The organism is Aeromonas sp. S19(2024), assembly GCF_041402625.1.
In the GTDB taxonomy this organism is placed as follows: domain Bacteria; phylum Pseudomonadota; class Gammaproteobacteria; order Enterobacterales; family Aeromonadaceae; genus Aeromonas; species Aeromonas caviae.
In genome coordinates this window covers 352,541-368,514 of sequence record NZ_JBGLQU010000003.1, presented here as the reverse complement: position 1 = coordinate 368,514, position 15,974 = coordinate 352,541, and the positions used below count along the sequence as shown (strand labels likewise).

General features: G+C 64.3%; 15 protein-coding genes. 10 read left to right on the top strand and 5 right to left on the bottom strand.

Annotated features, from left to right (window positions below; translation table 11 throughout):
* Nucleotides 1-542 precede the first annotated feature (542 nt).
* The 6 genes from ACB037_RS09065 (at nt 543) to ACB037_RS09040 (ending at nt 6,813) form a co-directional block, all read left to right on the top strand.
* Nucleotides 543-1,664, top strand: coding sequence for an ABC transporter substrate-binding protein (locus tag ACB037_RS09065; protein WP_371175227.1), 1,122 nt, complete (start codon nt 543-545; stop codon nt 1,662-1,664).
* 124 nt (nt 1,665-1,788) lie between these two features.
* On the top strand, nt 1,789-2,889 hold the full coding sequence (locus tag ACB037_RS09060) for an ABC transporter substrate-binding protein (RefSeq protein ID WP_103243162.1): 1,101 nt from the start codon (nt 1,789-1,791) through the stop codon (nt 2,887-2,889).
* A 51-nt stretch (nt 2,890-2,940) separates the two neighbouring features.
* The gene (locus tag ACB037_RS09055) at nt 2,941-3,993 is read left to right on the top strand and encodes an iron ABC transporter permease (RefSeq protein ID WP_010674675.1); all 1,053 of its coding nucleotides are present in this window, start codon (nt 2,941-2,943) and stop codon (nt 3,991-3,993) included.
* On the top strand, nt 3,986-4,756 hold the full coding sequence (locus ACB037_RS09050) for an ABC transporter ATP-binding protein (RefSeq protein ID WP_124245025.1): 771 nt from the start codon (nt 3,986-3,988) through the stop codon (nt 4,754-4,756). The genes ACB037_RS09055 and ACB037_RS09050 overlap by 8 nt, the downstream gene beginning before the upstream one ends.
* Nucleotides 4,757-4,811: 55 nt before the next feature.
* Nucleotides 4,812-6,041 (top strand): MFS transporter, encoded by a 1,230-nt coding sequence (locus ACB037_RS09045; protein WP_371175226.1) that lies wholly within the window; start codon nt 4,812-4,814, stop codon nt 6,039-6,041.
* Between the two features lie 325 nt (nt 6,042-6,366).
* Nucleotides 6,367-6,813 carry an HNH endonuclease gene (locus ACB037_RS09040; RefSeq protein ID WP_371175225.1) on the top strand — a complete coding sequence of 149 codons (447 nt, stop codon included), beginning with the start codon at nt 6,367-6,369 and terminating at the stop codon, nt 6,811-6,813.
* Between the two features lie 95 nt (nt 6,814-6,908).
* Here ACB037_RS09040 and ACB037_RS09035 read toward each other — a convergent pair whose 3' ends face one another.
* From ACB037_RS09035 to fadI, 5 genes are all read right to left on the bottom strand, one after another.
* On the bottom strand, nt 6,909-7,793 hold the full coding sequence (locus ACB037_RS09035; RefSeq protein ID WP_261998886.1) for an AEC family transporter: 885 nt from the start codon (nt 7,791-7,793) through the stop codon (nt 6,909-6,911).
* Between the two features lie 11 nt (nt 7,794-7,804).
* Entirely contained in the window at nt 7,805-8,362 is a 558-nt protein-coding gene (locus ACB037_RS09030) for a YaeQ family protein (protein WP_010674671.1), read from the bottom strand.
* A gap of 189 nt (nt 8,363-8,551) precedes the next feature.
* Nucleotides 8,552-8,692, bottom strand: coding sequence for a TIGR02808 family protein (locus tag ACB037_RS09025; protein WP_010674670.1), 141 nt, complete (start codon nt 8,690-8,692; stop codon nt 8,552-8,554).
* Nucleotides 8,693-8,954: 262 nt separating this feature from the next.
* Nucleotides 8,955-11,102: a fatty acid oxidation complex subunit alpha FadJ gene (fadJ, locus tag ACB037_RS09020; RefSeq protein ID WP_201894028.1), complete on the bottom strand. Its 2,148-nt coding sequence runs from the start codon at nt 11,100-11,102 to the stop codon at nt 8,955-8,957.
* On the bottom strand, nt 11,102-12,412 hold the full coding sequence (gene fadI / locus ACB037_RS09015) for an acetyl-CoA C-acyltransferase FadI (protein ID WP_010674668.1): 1,311 nt from the start codon (nt 12,410-12,412) through the stop codon (nt 11,102-11,104). Before fadI ends, fadJ begins: the two co-directional genes overlap by 1 nt.
* Before the next feature lie 183 nt (nt 12,413-12,595).
* On the opposite strand from fadI, the gene ACB037_RS09010 reads away from it, so the two are divergent.
* From ACB037_RS09010 to ACB037_RS08995, 4 genes are read left to right on the top strand one after another with little or no spacing between them, the layout of a single operon-like run.
* Nucleotides 12,596-13,546 (top strand): AAA family ATPase, encoded by a 951-nt coding sequence (locus tag ACB037_RS09010; RefSeq protein ID WP_371175224.1) that lies wholly within the window; start codon nt 12,596-12,598, stop codon nt 13,544-13,546.
* A 28-nt stretch (nt 13,547-13,574) separates the two neighbouring features.
* The gene (locus ACB037_RS09005; protein WP_371175223.1) at nt 13,575-14,465 is read left to right on the top strand and encodes a DUF58 domain-containing protein; all 891 of its coding nucleotides are present in this window, start codon (nt 13,575-13,577) and stop codon (nt 14,463-14,465) included.
* A complete protein-coding gene (locus tag ACB037_RS09000) occupies nt 14,450-15,007 on the top strand; it encodes a DUF4381 family protein (RefSeq protein WP_371175222.1) in 558 nt (185 codons plus the stop codon). The genes ACB037_RS09005 and ACB037_RS09000 overlap by 16 nt, the downstream gene beginning before the upstream one ends.
* The gene (locus ACB037_RS08995) at nt 15,004-15,966 is read left to right on the top strand and encodes a VWA domain-containing protein (RefSeq protein ID WP_223920560.1); all 963 of its coding nucleotides are present in this window, start codon (nt 15,004-15,006) and stop codon (nt 15,964-15,966) included. The genes ACB037_RS09000 and ACB037_RS08995 overlap by 4 nt, the downstream gene beginning before the upstream one ends.
* Nucleotides 15,967-15,974: the final 8 nt, after the last annotated feature.

The window sequence follows — 15,974 nt, the reverse complement described above, 5'->3', positions numbered from 1 at the left end:
CGCAGCACCTTGGATGCAGCCATCAACGGGAGGCATGTCAGCCCCCGGCCGAAACTGCGCGCCCACTCTGCCCCGTCGATGCCGAGGCTGCTGCGAGCTGGCTAACAATGACAACAAAATGTTGCGCCAAGGTGACGGGCAATACCCGAATGGGCAGTGTCTGCCATCGCTGCGCAGGAAGTTGTCGCCACCCCTAGCCCCTGCTGGCGGCCTCTGTCAGGGATCGACATCGGCGCCGGGGCAGACGGGGGGAGCATTACGGCAGGCCTCTGCCCGGTACCATTTCGTGAGCAACCCCACTCACAGACACTGGATCATGGGCAAATCCATGGGCGCCATACCGGGCGCCACCCCCTGCGTGGCCCGAGAAGGCAGAAAACCGGGGGATGGGACTCTCTCCTGGTGCTCTTGTGGAACCGGTTCCAGTAATGACAGAAATAACAAGAGAGGGGATGACACAAACGTTTGTTGCTTTTGCGCTCGCGAATAGCAATAGTTCTCACTTTCTTTTTTGACCGTCTCTATTCTCGAGGTGCTACAAGATGTTTCGTCACCCCCTGGCAAAGTTGCTGCTGCTCGGCCAGCTCGTCCTGGTAAGCTGGATGGCGCAGGCCGCCCCCCCCGTTGAAGTGGAAGATGTGATGGGCCGCAAGGTCTCCCTGAGCCTTCCGGCAAACCGCATCGTGCTCGGCTTCTATCCCGAAGATTACCTGGCGGTGGCCGGTGAAGGCGGGGCCGAACGCCTGGTGGGCATGTCCCTGGGCTGGTTCATGAAGTCCCGTCCCGCCATCTGGTCTCTCTACGTGGCCAGCCAGCCACAACTGGCCAACGTGCCGGACCTTGGCAACGTGCAGGATCAGAGCTTCTCCATCGAGAAGACCCTGGCGGTCAAGCCCGACCTGGTGATCCTGGCGAAGTGGCAATATGAGGCCCTGAGCGCCGACCTGCCACGCCTTGAACAGGCGGGGATCCCGGTGGTGGTCATCGACTACAACGCCCAGACCCTGACACAGCACATGGCGAGCACCCTGCTGCTTGGCAAGCTGACCGGCCAGGAGGCCCGTACCCGCAAGATGGCCGACGAGTACAAGGCCAAGATTGACACCATCACCTCCCGCATCGCCACCGCGAAGCGCACGCCGCCCCGGGTCTACATCGAGCTGGGTGACAAGGGTCCGGCCGAGTACAGCTACACCTATGGCAAGGACATGTGGGGCGCCATGGCCCTGCTGGCCGGTGGCGACAACGTGGCCGCCCCCTTCGTCGATCGCTGGGGTCCCATCCACCCGGAACAACTGCTGGCGAGCAAGCCCGAGGTGATCCTGATGGCGGGCTACGAAAGCGTGAGCAGTGCCGTCGCCATGCAGGTCGGCCAGGATGTGTCGGAAGAGACTGTGCGCCAGCGTCTGCAAGGCTTTGCCGCCCGTCCGGGCTGGAGCGAGCTGCCTGCGGTGAAGCAGGGTCGCCTCTACGCGGTCTATCACGGCGCCACCCGCAGCATCATGGATGCCGCCCTCATCGAGTTCATGGCCAAGGCCCTCTATCCGGACCTCTTCCAGGATCTCGACCCCCTGGCCACCTATCAGGCGTTCTACCAGCACTACCTGCCCATCCGTCCCCAGGGCACCTTCATGCTGGGCATTCATCAGCACAACGCGCACTAAGTGTCGGGCCGGGGTCTCTCCGGCTCATTCCCTCCTCCACCCGGTGGAGAACCCACCGGCGACCTCAGGTTGCCGGTGACAAAAACGACAAAAAACCACAAGACAAGATGGAGTTCACACGCAGATGACACTTTTCTCCCGCTATGCCAGCCTGGTGCTGGCAAGCCTTTGCTGCTTGTTTGGCACCGCACAGGCGAAAGTTGAAACCCTGACAGATGTGCTGGGACGGGAAGTCCAGGTCGATCTCCCCGCCAAGCGGGTAGTGCTCGCATTTTACTTTGAAGACTACATGGCCGTCGGTGGCGAACAGGCCTTCGATCGGGTCGTCGGCATCTCTCGCGAGGCCTGGGAAGGCTGGCGTCCTGCCAACTGGTCCCTCTTTACCGCCCATCGCCCGTCCCTCAAGGAGATAGCCGACGTAGGCGAGGTAGAAGTGCAGACCTTCTCGGTGGAAAAAGTGCTCGCCCTCAAACCCGACGTCGTCGTTCTGGCCGACTGGCAATACAAAGGTCTTGGCCAGGACGTGGCCCGTCTCGAACAGGCCGGTCTGCCCGTGGTGGTCGTGGACTACAACATGGAACTCCCCGCCAATCACAAGGCCAGTACCTTGCTGCTCGGCAAGATTGCGGGCACCGAGCCTCGCGCTCGCCAGCTCGCAGACGAGTACCAGCATGCCATCGACGAAGTACATGGCCGGATCGCCGCAGCCAATCTGCCCAAGCCCCGTTTCTACGTGGAGTTTGGCAACAAGGGGCCTGACGAATATGGCTTCAGCTATGGCAAGGGCATGTGGGGTCCGCTCGGCCACCTGGCTGGCGGCGACAACATCGCCGCCCCCTTTGTGGAATGGTACGGCCCCATGAACCCCGAGCAGGTTCTGGTCTCCAAACCCGAGGTCATCTTCCTCACCGGCACTGAATCCACCCAGAACCCCACCGCCGTGCTGCTGGGCCAGGGTGTCAATCCCGCGCTCGCTCGGGCACGGCTCCAGGCCTTTACCGAGCGTAAAGGTTGGGCGAACCTGCCAGCGGTGAAGGAAAAGCGCATCTATGGGATTTACCAGGGCGCCTCCCGCACGCTGCTCGATTACACCATGGTCCAGTTCATGGCCAAGGCGCTCTATCCGAGCCTGTTCAAGGAGATGGATCCGCTTGCCAACTACCTCGACTTCTATCGGCGCTATTTGCCGGTCAAGGCAGACGGCACCTTCGCTATCGCTCTTTAACCTTCAACCTTCGTGGGCGCCTCTTGCGGCGCCCGTTTCAGGATTGACATCATGAATGATTTGGCTGCCCTGCAGCAGACCCTCGCCCGGCAGCGGCAACGGGAGCGCCGTCGCTGGCACTGGCTCCTGCTGCTCGCCCTGGTCCTGTGCATTACCCTGGTGCTCGACATCGCCACCGGCCCCTCCCTGCTGGCCCTGCACGACGTGATCGATGCCCTGGTTTCCCCCGCCCAGGCCGATCCCATGACCCGCACCATCGTCCACGACATGCGCCTGCCCATCGCCCTCATGGCCCTGGTGGTCGGGGCCTCTCTCGGCCTTGGCGGCGTGCAGATGCAGACCCTGCTGGACAACCCCCTCGCCAGTCCCTATACCCTCGGGCTCGCGGCAGCGGCGGGCCTTGGCGCGGCGCTGGCCCTCTACACCGGCGGCCTCGGGCTTCCTCCCCTGGTGGCCATCCCGGCCGGCGCCTTCATTGTGTGCATGTTTGCCGCCTGCCTGCTGTTTGGTCTGGCCATGATGCGCCATGTCAGCAGCCAGACCCTGATCCTGGCGGGCATCGCCCTGCTGTTCCTGTTCCAGTCCCTGCTCTCCCTGCTGCAGTTCCTCTCCTCCCCCGAGCTCAACCAGCAGATCCTGTTCTGGCTGTTTGGCAGCCTGATGCGCACCACCTGGGACTCCCTGATCATCACCGCAGTCGTCACCCTGATCTGCACCCTGCTCATCTACCGGGATGCCTGGGCCCTTACCAGCCTGCGCCTCGGGGAAGCCCGCGCCCGCAGTCTCGGGGTCAATGTCGACAGGCTGCGCATGAAGACCCTGGTGCTGGTCGCCCTGCTCACCGCCACCGCCACCAGCTTCGTCGGCGTGATCGGCTTCGTCGGCCTGGTGGCCCCCCATATCGCCCGCATGCTGGTGGGGGAAGATCAGCGCTTTTTGATCCCCCTCTCCGCCCTGTGCGGCGCCTGCATGCTCTCGGCGGCCTCGGTACTCTCCAAGTCCATCATTCCGGGGGCCCTCTTCCCCATCGGCATCGTCACCGCGCTCATTGGCGTGCCCTTCTTCATCTGGTTGATCCTCGGCAGGGGGCGTAAACGTGCTTGAAATATCCCGACTCTCCCTCTCCCTCGGCCAGCAGACCTTGCTGCGGGATCTCAGCCTCACCCTGCATCCGGGTCAGGTCCATGTGATCATCGGCCCGAACGGGACCGGCAAGACCTCCTTGATGCGCACCCTCTTTGGTGAACTGACCCCGGACAGTGGCGACATTCGCCTCGGGGACCAGAGTGCCCGCCAGATGTCGCAGGCCAGGTGGCGCCAGCAGTTTGGCTACATGCCCCAGAACATCCAGCTGGAGCTGGACCTCAGCGTCATCGAAGTGGTGGTGCTGGGGCGCCTCGACAGCCTCTCCATGCGCCTCGCGGACGAGGACATCCTGGCTGCCGGCCGCGCCCTGCAGGCGCTCGGCATCGCCCATCTGGCGGATCGCCCCCTCTACTCCCTGAGCGGCGGCCAACGGCAGATGGTGCTCTTCGCCCAGGTGCTGCTGCGCGATCCCCGCATCATGATGCTGGACGAGCCGGTCAGCGCCCTGGACCTGCACCACCAGATGCAACTGATGGAGCACCTGTGCCAGCAGACCCGGGAGCAGCAGTGGATCACCCTGGTGGTGCTGCACGACCTCAACCTGGCCGCCCAGTTTGCCGATCAGCTGATCGTGCTGGCAGGGGGAGATCTGCAGGCCTTCGGCCCCCCCGCCCGGGTGCTCGACGCGGCCCTCATCGAGCGCCTCTACCAGGTGCCGGTGGAGATAAGCCACGATCAGCACGGCATCCCCTTCCTCAGAACCCTGCGAAAGACATCATGACACAGTGCTGCGCCACCCCGGCGACCACCGCCCCACGCGCTGGCGGGAGGCGACCATGAACGGCGCCTCCTACTGGCGGGACTGGCAGGACATGAGCCCGGCCGCCCGCCTGCTCATCACCAATGGGCTCGCCTTCAACCTCGGCTTCTACATGATGATGCCCTTCCTCGCCCAGCACATGGGCAGCGGGCTCGGCCTGGCCGGCTGGGCCTGCGGCCTCGTCATGGGGATGCGGGTCTTCAGCCAGCAGGGGCTCTTCCTGTTGGGCGGTACCCTTGGAGATCGCATCGGCTACCATCCCGCCATCGTCTGGGGCTGCCTGGTACGATCCTTGGGCTTCGTGCTGCTGGGCTGGGCCGAGTCCCTGCCCATCCTGCTGCTGGCCGCCGCCCTCACCGGCTTTGCGGGGGCTCTTTTCACCCCCTGCGCCCAGGCCTACCTTGCCAGCGAATGCCACAACCCGAGCCAGCGTCAGCGCGCCTTCGCCCTGCACAATCTGGCCAGCGAGGCGGGCATGCTGCTTGGCCCCCTGGTCGGCCTCACCTTGACCCAACAGAGCTATACCCTGACGGGGATCCTGGCGGCGAGCCTCTTCGCCCTGCTCGGAGTGCTGCAATACCGGGTGCTGCCCAAACGCCCGGTGAGCAACCAGAGCCCCCGTGGCGCCATCTTGCGCCAATGGGGGGAGATAGTGCGCCAGCGCCCCTTCATGGGGTTCACCCTGCTGGCAGGCAGCTACCAGATCCTGTTCCACCAGCTCTATCTCGCCCTCCCCGCCCATATCCAGAGCCTGCCGGACGCCACCCACCTGCTCGGCGGCGTCTTCACCCTCTCGGCGGTGATCGGTGTCGTGCTCCAGCTCCCGGCCTCCCGCCTGGTGGAGCATCGCCTGGGAGTGCCGCTCGCCATGGGGCTGGGGATAGGCATGATGGGCCTGAGCTATCTCGCCCTGCCCCTGCTGGCCCCCTGGCCGACGGCAGGCGTGTTGACGCAGGTGGCCCTGCTCTCCCTGGGCTCCATCCTCTGCTTCCCGCTCTTCGCCGCCCAGCTGCCCCGCTACGCGCCCCCTGAGCAACTCGGCAGCTACTACGGCTTCTATGCCAGCGCCGGGGGCTGCATGGCGCTCTTTGGCAACCTGCTCATCGGCTTTATGCTGGGGGATGCGGGCAGTCGCCCCGCCACCGCCATCTGGTGGCTGCTGGCCCTCGCCGGCCTGCTGGCGGGAGTTGGCCTTTATTCTCAGTTGCGCAAGGATGGCCAGGTTCAACCTGCTCCCCATCAATAAACAGGGCGGCCAAGGCCGCCCTGTTTTATCCCATTCATCCCTCTCCGATCCCCAGCCTTTTCATCTAACCCGAAACAGGGCTATATACTTGGCATCAATCGCACTCTAATCAGATATATACACTGTCCCTTCCATAATGCCTTCAGGAATGGACCTGTTTGCATCCACAATGCCATGTATATCCTCTTGTTTTGTTGGCTTTACAATTAATGGCGCACCCGCTATTAATTGATTGCCGCTGTTTCATAAGAGGAGCGGTGTAAGGCTGATCCGCCTAAGCTGGTCAGTACCCGCTCTGAGCCAGTCAGGCCGACGGGACTTCAACTTGAACCGAAGTCCGTCCGGCCATCATTTAATTCATACCGTCACGGACTTCAATATCAAACTTATTGAGGTCACGACCATGGGTAACATCGCCAAACAACGCCATCAGGCTGCCGTTCGCCAATCTTTTCACTGCTTCTATTGCGGACTGCCGATGTGGGAATCCTCCCCTGCCGCACTGATGCACCAATACCGCCTCACTCCTGCCGAAGCACGGCTATTGCAGTGTACTGGGGAACATCTGCAGCCACGCAGCGAAGGGGGATCGGATCGGTCAGCCAATATCGTGGCAGCCTGTCGACACTGCAACGGCACCCGCCACAAAACCCCCAAGGTGCTATCCCCTGAGCAGTATCAGAAAAAGGTACGGGCGCGGGTGGGTAAAGGGGGCTGGTTTCCGAAAGGGATCACCAGCAAGGTCAAGGGGAACAAAACCAATCGGGTTTAAGGTCGTAGGTTCGATTAGCGAAGCCTAATCGGACATGCACGATAGCAATAAAAAGGACGCCATCGGGCGTCCTTGAAGAGGAAGACAGAGCAGGGTCAACTCCCCAGATGCAGCGCCAACCAGACCGCCAGCGGGATCACCAGCACCGAGAGCGCATTGCCGCCGAGCACTATGCTGGCCACCTTGTCGGGCTGGCACTGGTACTGCTCGCACAGGATGTAATTCAATACCGCCGGAGGCAGTGCCACCGAGAGTGTCAGCAGCGGGATCCAGGCAGGCTCCAGGGGCAGCAGCCAGACGGCGAGCCCCAGGGAGAGGCCCCCCGCCAACAGGTAGAGCAGGTTGCACTTGATGGCCAGCCCCAGATGATCCAGCTCCCCCTCCATCAGCCGGATGCCTAAGGCAAACAGCATCAGGGGCACCGCTATCTGGCCGAGCAGGGCGGCGCTGGTCACCAGGTATTCCGGCAGCGGGATATGCAGGTTGGCCACCAGCAGCCCGGCGAAGGCGGCCCAGAGCACGGGGCTTCTCAGCCAGCCCCAGCGGGAGCTGCTGGCCGAGAGGATGAACATGCCCACCGAGAAGTGGAGCAGGTTGGAGAGCACAAAGAGGATGACGATGGCGCCGAGCTGCTGCTCGCCAAAGGCGAGCACCATCAGCGGAATGCCGAGGTTGCCAGTGTTGCGAAACATGGCGGGCAGGATCAGTGCGGCCCGCTCTATCTCCTTGAGTTTGAGCAGGGAGAGCAGCAAGCCGGGCAGCAGGATCACCAGGGCACCGGCCCCCACAAGGGGCAGGTGCGCCGCCAGATCCAGGGGGTATTTCACCAGGGCCGAGAAGACCAGCGCCGGGGTAAAGAGCTCGATATTGGCCCGGTTGACATAACCCAGGGCCCCGCCCGGTCGCAGCCGTCCATAGAGGGCGCCAAGGCCCACCACCGCAAACACGGGAATGACGATATTGAGCAGAGCGCTGAACATGGGTATCCCGTTTACAGTTCGCGGGCCGGGCGTCCCATCAACACCACGGGGTCCAGCGTCACCTCCTGGCTGCCGTTGCTGACCCAGAGCTGGCCGTCGGAGATGGTACAGGTGAGCTGCATGGTGCGCTCCACCATGGCCGCCAGGGGCAGGGTCTGGCTGTCGGAGAGTTCGATGACGCTCAGGTTGTCGTGCAGACCGAGCTTGCCCTGGTTCTGCTTCCACCAGACGCTGGTGCCACGGCCGCCGTAAAGGTAGAGCACCACCTGGCGAGAGCGGTTGCATGCCTTCTTGAGGCGGCGCTCGTCCGGCTGACCCAGCTCAATCCAGAGTTCAATCTCGTCGGAGTAGTTCTTGCACCAGAGCTCGGGCTCGTCGTCGGCTGAGAGCCCCTTGGTGAACTCCAGCCGCTCGGCGGCATGCCAGGCGAAGGCCGCGAGGCGGATCATCATGCGCTCGTCGGTCTCGGAGGGGTGACGGGCCAGGGTGAGGGAGAAGTCCTGATAGAGATTGCGATCCATGTCAGACAAGCTGATCTGGGCCTTGAAGATGGTTGCCTTGAGCGCCATAGAAGTCGTGAATACCTGATAAAAGAGAAGGAGGCGGACATGCCGGGCGTCAGTGTAATCAAAATGGCCGCCGGGTTCGACCGTCTTGCGCTCCCTTTACCCCATCAGGGGCGGGACAAGTGCTTCAGAAGACACAAAAAACAAATGCCAGTCGTGAGACTGGCATTTGGCGGCATGAACGAGAGTGACTCACTTCTCGGCGGACTTGACCCCGAAGGCATTGAGCAGCAGGCAGCAGGTCACTGCCACTGCCACGAACCCGCTCAGGAAGATAAAGGGCATGGCCCCATACCCCAATACAGTCCAGATGGTGTGTTCAAGCAGACTCATAGTGTGTCCTTCATCCAGTGAAATGGGTGTCCCTTTCGTGACGGGGTCGCCCCCGTTCCTGATGAGACTATTTGACCTCAACCCGCGCCTGAGTCCTATGCCACCAAAGTAATAAATGGGGCACCAGTTTGCGCCAGATCAAGGTTTTACCCCTCTCCGCCCCGTTTTTCTTCGCGCCCTCGCCCCAAACCGGAAAGGTACGCCCAACAAAAAGCGAGGCGACCTTGGGGTCGCCTCGTTCGATGCATGCCGTCGAGAGCCATCAGTAGAAGGTCTGCTGCTCCGCCGCCATCGCTTTCAGCCGCGCACAGGGGGCGAAGCGGTCGCCAAAGCGCTTCTGATGGTGCTCAAGGCGCCCCACCAGATAGTCGATGCCGAGGCTGTCCATGTAGCGGAACGGACCGCCCAAGAAGGGGGGGAAGCCGATACCGAAGATGGCGCCGATGTCGCCATCCCGGGCCGAGGCCACCACGCCGCCATCCAGGGCCATGGCCGCTTCGTTGAGCATCAACAGCACGCAGCGCTCGGCGATCTCCTGCCTGGCCAGCTTGGCCTGGGGCTTGACGCCCAGCACGTCGTAGACGCTCGCGTCCACCGTCTTCTTGCCCTCCTTGCCGGTGAGCTTGTTGCGCGGAGCCGCCTTGCCATAGAGATAGAAGCCCTTGCCGTTCTTGCGCCCCTTGCGATCGTCTTCCAGCAGCTTGTCAAAGGCCTTGGGCGCCTGGAACTGCTCGCCACCCAGCTCTTTTTCGAGGATGGGGGAGATCTTGGCTCCCACGTCGATCCCCACCTCGTCCAGCAGGGTGATGGGGCCGACCGGGAAACCGAAGTCGAGCAGAGCGCCGTCCAGTACCTCCACCGGCTCCCCTTCCAGCACCAGGCGCGCCGCCTCGTTCATGTAGGGCGCCAGGATGCGGTTGACATAGAAGCCCGCCTCGTCCTTCACCACGATGGGGGTCTTGCCCTGGGCCCGGGCAAAGGCCAGGGTGGTGGCCACCGTCTCGGCACTGGTACCCGCGTGGGGAATGATCTCGGCCAGCGGCATCTTGTCCACCGGACTGAAGTAGTGCAGCCCCACCACCCGCTCCGGATGCGTCGCCGCCGAGGCGATCTGGTGGATGGGCAGGGAGGAGGTGTTGGAGGCAAACACGGTGTGCTCGCCGCACTCGCGCTCCACGTCCTGCACCATCTGGTGCTTGAGGTTGATCTCCTCGAACACCGCTTCCACCACCATGTCCACCCGGTGGAAACCGGAATAGTCCAGGGTGCCGGTGAGCAGGCTCATCTGTTTTTCCAGCTCGCTGCGCAGCAGTTGGCGACGCTTGAGCTTCCTGGCGAGGAGGTCGTAGCTGTAACGCATGGCATTGCCGATGCCGGCGCTCGCCACATCCTTGATCCGCACCGGTACCCCCGCCTTGGTGGCGGTAACGAAGGCAATACCCCCCCCCATCAGGCCGCCCCCCAGCACGGCGGCATGACCCACCTTGCGTGGCTCGGCCCCCTGATAGCTCACCTCTTTTTTCATCTCCGTGGTGGCGAAGAAGAGGGAGCGCAGGGCGGCGGATTCCGGCGTCATCACCAGCTCGCCGAAGTGGCGGGCCTCGGCCTGCAGGCCGGCCTGCATCCCCTCCTCCACGCCGATGCGCACCACCTCGATGATGCGCTCCGGCGCCGGGTAGTTGCCCCGGGTCTTGGCCTTGACCCCCTTGCGGGCCTGATCGAACAGCACCTTGCGACCAAATTTGTTGGTCTCCAGCACCTTGCCCTGCAGATCCCGTTTCAGGTGGTGGCGCGGCTTGCCCTTCTTGGCAAGCTTGATGGCGGCCTCCAGCAAAATGGATGGGGGCACCATGTCATCCACCAGCCCGAGTTTCCTGGCCTGTTTGGCCCGCACCTGCTTGCCGGTCAGCATCAGATCCAGTGCCTTGGCCACCCCGATGAGGCGCGGCAGGCGCTGGGTACCGCCGGAGCCCGGCAGCAGGCCGAGCTGCACTTCCGGCAGGCCCAGCACGGTTTTACCGTGATCGGTCACCACCCGGCCATGACAGGCGAGCGCCAGCTCCAGCCCGCCGCCAAGGCAGGGGCCGTGAATGGCGGCGATCACCGGGATCCCCAGGGCTTCGATCTCGGCGAACACCTCCTGTCCGGCCCGGGACAGCGCTTCGGCATCCTGGGCGCTGGTGCAGGCCGCCAGCATGGCGATGTCGGCCCCGGCAACGAAGGAGTCCTTCTTGCCGGAGACGATCACCAGGCCGATCAGATCCCCGTTCCCCTTTACCTCGGCCAACAGAGTGCGGATCTCGTCCGCAAAGGAGGCCTTCAGGGTGTTCATGCTCTCACCGGGCACATCCATGGTGAGGATGCCGATGCCGTCTTTGCGAATATCCAGAGAAAAAGTCTTGGCACTCATCATTCCACCTCCAGCACCATGGCCACACCCAGCCCACCCGCCGCACAGGCGGTGTTGAGCCCCAATCCCCCACCCCGGCGCCGCAGTTCATGCAGGGTCTGGGTGATCATGCGCGCCCCGGTGGCGGCAAAGGGGTGACCAAAGGCCAAAGAGCCGCCGAGCACGTTGAACTTCTCCATGTCCACCTCGCCGATGGCCTGATCCCGGCCCAGCTTGTCACGGGCAAATTCGGCGCTTGCAAACATCTTGAGGTTGGCCAGCGTCTGGGCGGCAAAGGCTTCGTGCATGTCGATGAGGGTCAGATCCCCAAGGGTGATGCCGGCACGGTCCAGCGCCAGCGGCGTGGCATAGGAGGGGCCCATCAGCATGTCCTGCCAGACATCGATGGCGGAAAACGCGAAGCTGCGGATGTAACCCAGCGGCTCCAGACCCAGCTCGCGGGCCCGCCCTTCACGCATCATCAGCACGGCGGCGGCGCCGTCGGTGAGCGGGGTGGCGTTGGCGGCGGTCACCGAGCCGTGAGCCCGGTCAAAGACCGGTTTGAGCTTGGCGTAACTCGCCAGATCCGAGCTTTCGCGGATGTTGTTGTCCCGCTCCAGCGGCGACTTGTAGGGGGGCACGTGGGCAGTGAACACCTCGCCACTCAATTTGCCCTGGGCCCAGGCTTCGGCCGCCAGGGTGTGGGAGCGGTGGGCCAGCGCATCTTGCGCCTCGCGGCTGATCTGGTGGGTCTTGGCCATCTGCTCGGCGGTCTGCCCCATGGAGAGACCGGTGGAATACTCGGCCACGGCCGGGGGCACCGGCAGCAGGTCCTTCAGACGCAGACGGCGCAGAATATTGAAACGCTGCTGGAGGTTGCGCGCCTTGTTGAGATCCACCAGGGCGCGGGCCAGAGACTTGCTGACCCCGATGGGCAGCACGGAAGAGGAGTCGGCACCGCCGGCGATGGCGATGTCCACCGTGCCGGCCATGATGGATTCGGTGACATTGGCCACCGCCTGGAAACTGGTGGCGCAGGCGCGCGACACGCTATAGGCATCGGTGCTGACGCTCATGCCAGTGCCAAGCACGATCTCCCGGGCGATGTTTGGCGCTTCCGGCATCTGCACCACCTGGCCGAACACCAGCTGGTCGATGAGCTTGGGGTCGAGATCGGTGCGGGCGAGCATCTCGCTCACCACCAGTTTGCCCAGATCCACCGCAGGCACGCCGTGAAAAGCGGTGGCCTGCTTGGCAAAGGGGGTGCGCAGACCCGCCACGACGGCTATCCGTTCGCCCTGGCGAGTCGTCAGTTTCAATGGCTGTTTCATCCTGGCTCCTTGGGTTAAAAAGGCAGAGGTCTGACCTCATTGCGCCACATCTTAACAATCCAATCACAACTTTCATACGGCTGATTGAAACTAAATTGTCCCCATCTTGCCACCCTCCCTCGCCCTTGTGAGCCAACTGGGGTATAAAAAGATCAACTTCCATAAAAACAACGGGTTTATCGCATGGCAGCGGCCGAGTTCAGAGCACTTGGAGACTATCTGGGCAGCCAGATCCTGGGACAGGGCCCCCTCATCGAGGGGCTGCTGATCGCCCTGTTATGTGAAGGACATGTGCTGATCGAGGGGGCCCCCGGTCTTGCCAAGACCCGGGCGGTCAAGGCGTTGGCCGGTGCCGTGGAGGGGCGCTTTGCCCGTATCCAGTTCACCCCGGATCTGCTCCCTGCCGATCTCACCGGCAGCGAGGTCTTCCATCCCCAGGATGCGAGCTTCGTGTTTCAACCCGGCCCCCTGTTCAACCACCTGGTGCTGGCGGACGAGATCAACCGGGCGCCGGCCAAGGTGCAGTCCGCCCTGCTGGAGGCCATGGCCGAGCACCAGATCACCGTGGGCAAGAAGAGCTGGCGCCTGCCCTCCCTCTTCATGGTCGCCGCCACCCAGAACCCCATCGAGCAGGAAGGGACCTATCCCCTGCCGGAGGCCCAGCTCGATCGCTTCTTACTCAAGCTGCTGGTGGATTACCCCAGCCCCGCCATGGAGCTGGCCATCCTTCAACTCAACGCCCGTGGCGACGCCCTGCCGACGCCGCCAATCACCCTGAGCCAGTCCGACCTGATGGAAGCCCGCACCGCCGTTCAAGGGGTACAGATGCAGGGGCGCCTCGAGCACTATCTGGTGCAACTGGTGTGCGCCACCCGCCCCGGCAGCGGCCTGTGCCCCGAGTTAGACCCCCTGGTCGCGGTGGGGGCCAGCCCCAGGGCCAGCATCGGCCTCGCAAGAGCCGCACGGGCCCGGTCCTGGCTCGCCGGGCGCGACTTCGTGCTGCCCGAAGACATCCAGCAGCTGGCGCCAGCCGTGCTGCGCCACCGCCTCATCCCGAGTTATCAGGCGCTGGCGGACAACCTCGATAGCGAGGCGATCATCACCCTGCTGCTGGATGCCATTCCATGCCCCTGAGCCGGCCCCCACAGGCAGCCCTATCGCCATGACCCCCGTCGCCGAGCCCCGGGATCACCCCAACATCGCCCTCACCCTCCAGCGGCTGCTGGCGGTGCGCCTCTGGACCCGCCAGGGCGAGCGTGCCCGCATTCATCAGGCGGCCCATGGGCGTATCGGGCGCCAGCCCGGGCTCCATTTCAGGGAGCTTCGCCTCTATCAGGCCGGTGACGAGGTGCGTCACATCGACTGGCGGGTCACCGCCCGCCTCGGTCGCCCCCACACCCGCCTCTACGGGGAAGAGCAGGATCAGGCCCACTGGTTGCTGCTGGATCTCTCACCCGCCATGTACTTTGGCTCCCGCGCCCAGCTCAAGGCCCGCCTTGGCTGCGAGCTGGCCGCCGCCCTGCTCTGGCAGGGGGAGAAACAGGCCAATACCTTGATCTGCCAGGGCGCAGTCCCCCACACAGAGCACCAGCGCGGCTCTCTCATGCCTCTGCTGGAAGCGCTCTGCCGCCATTACGAGGCAGGGCTGGATCGCGCCCCCCCGCCCTGGACGCTGGCCCAGACCCTGGCACGACTCACCCTGCCCCACGGGGCCAGATTGACCCTGATAAGCCATCACCAGGCACCGGACCAGGCACTCTGCCAGCAGTTGCAACGCCTTCGCCTGCGCCACGATATCCACTACTGGCAGATTCGCGATCCCCTGGAAGCCGCCCTGCCCGAACAGGGGCAGCTGGCAGTGCAGGCAGGCAGACACAGCGGTTGGCTCGCGGGAGAAGATCCCCGCTTTCGCGCCCGCTACCAGAGGGCGGCCGACGAGCAGGCCGAGGCCTGTCGCCAGCAGTTGCTGCCCCTGGTGACGCGCCTCTATCGCCTCGACAACGGCGCCACCCTGCAACGCCAGTGGCAGGAGGGCGGATGCCGTCTGTTTTGAGGGGGGAGCAGGGCGTGCCCGCACCGGATGCATATCGCCAGCCCTCGTCCAGCGAGTCCTTGCAAGCCATCCGTGCCGAGCTGCGTGACATCCACCAAGGCCCCGCTCTCGAGCCTGCACAGGATCCTCGCCTGATGGCCCTCGGGGGGCTGCTGATCGCGGCGATCGCCGCTTGCCTGATCGCCACGACGGCCCTCACCCTGTTGCGCCAGCGCCGCTGGGCGCACCGGATAGACTGGCAGGCAGACGATCTCGTCCCCAAGCTGCAGGATGCCCTGCGAGAAGCGGCCATGGCCCGCTGGCCCGAGGCGGCCCCCCTGCAAGGGGAGGCCTGGCTCGCCTGGCTGGACAACAAGGGGGGGAGCGATTTTTCCCGGTTTGCCGCCCAGTGGCCACTCTGGCTCTATGGGGGCAGAGTGCCCGATGAAGCGCAGCGCAAAAGATTGCGCCTCGCCTATCTCGCCTGGGGGCGACGCTGCGTCAGCGCGCCGCGATTCCCGGCAAGCAAGCGAGGGGCACCTCCCCCGGAGGGTACGCGATGATCCTCGCCTGGCCCTGGTTTTCCCTCGCCCTCGCCCTGCCGCTGCTGGTGCGCTTCGGCCTGCCTCCCATGAAGGGGCGCAAGGGAGGAAACCGACTCGTTCACGGAGGTTTTCCCCTGCTCCAGCCCCAGGCGGGGCAGCCCTTGTGGCGCATGATGATCTGCTGGTGCGCCCTGGTACTGGCTCTGTGCCGCCCCCAGTGGCAGGAGCCCCCGATCATTCACTACCAGAGCAGCCGGGACCTCATCCTGGCGGTGGATCTCTCCGACAGCATGCGCACCCAGGACATGTTGGATGACGGAGAGCAAACGGACAGGCTTGCCGCGGTGCGCCAGCAGATAAGCAACCTTGTCGCCTCCCGCCCGGGGGATCGCATCGCCCTGGTCGTCTTTGCCGATCACGCCTATCTGCTCTCCCCCCTCACCCAGGAGACCGGGGCCCTGCTCACCCTGGCCAGGGAGCTCGATTTCGATCTGGTGGGGCGCACCACGGCCCTGGGGGAAGCCATCCTGCTGGCACGCCAGCACGCCGACCCCACCCGCCCCACCGCCCTGCTGCTGGTGACGGACGGGCGCAATACCTCGGGCAATGCGGATCCCCTGACCGAGGCCCGGCTCGCCGCCAAAGCCGGCATCCGTCTCTATACCCTGGGGGTGGGCGCCGACCCCGACACCTTCGCCGGGCCCGCAGGGGACGCCGATCCCAGTGCCGAACTGGATGAAGCCCTGTTGCAGCAGTTGGCGACGCTGGGAGGAGGCCGCTATTTTCGCGCCCGCAACCGGGGCGATCTCGCCGCCATCAACCAGGCCATCGACACCCTGGAGCCCCTCGCCCGGCCCCAGACCCTCTCCCGGCCCCACCAGGAGCTCTACCCCTGGCCACTGGCCCTGGCCTGGCTGCTGCTCTGCTGGCCAGCCCGCTGGCGCATCTCCCTGTCACACAGGCCATCCCATGAGTAGGCAGGCCA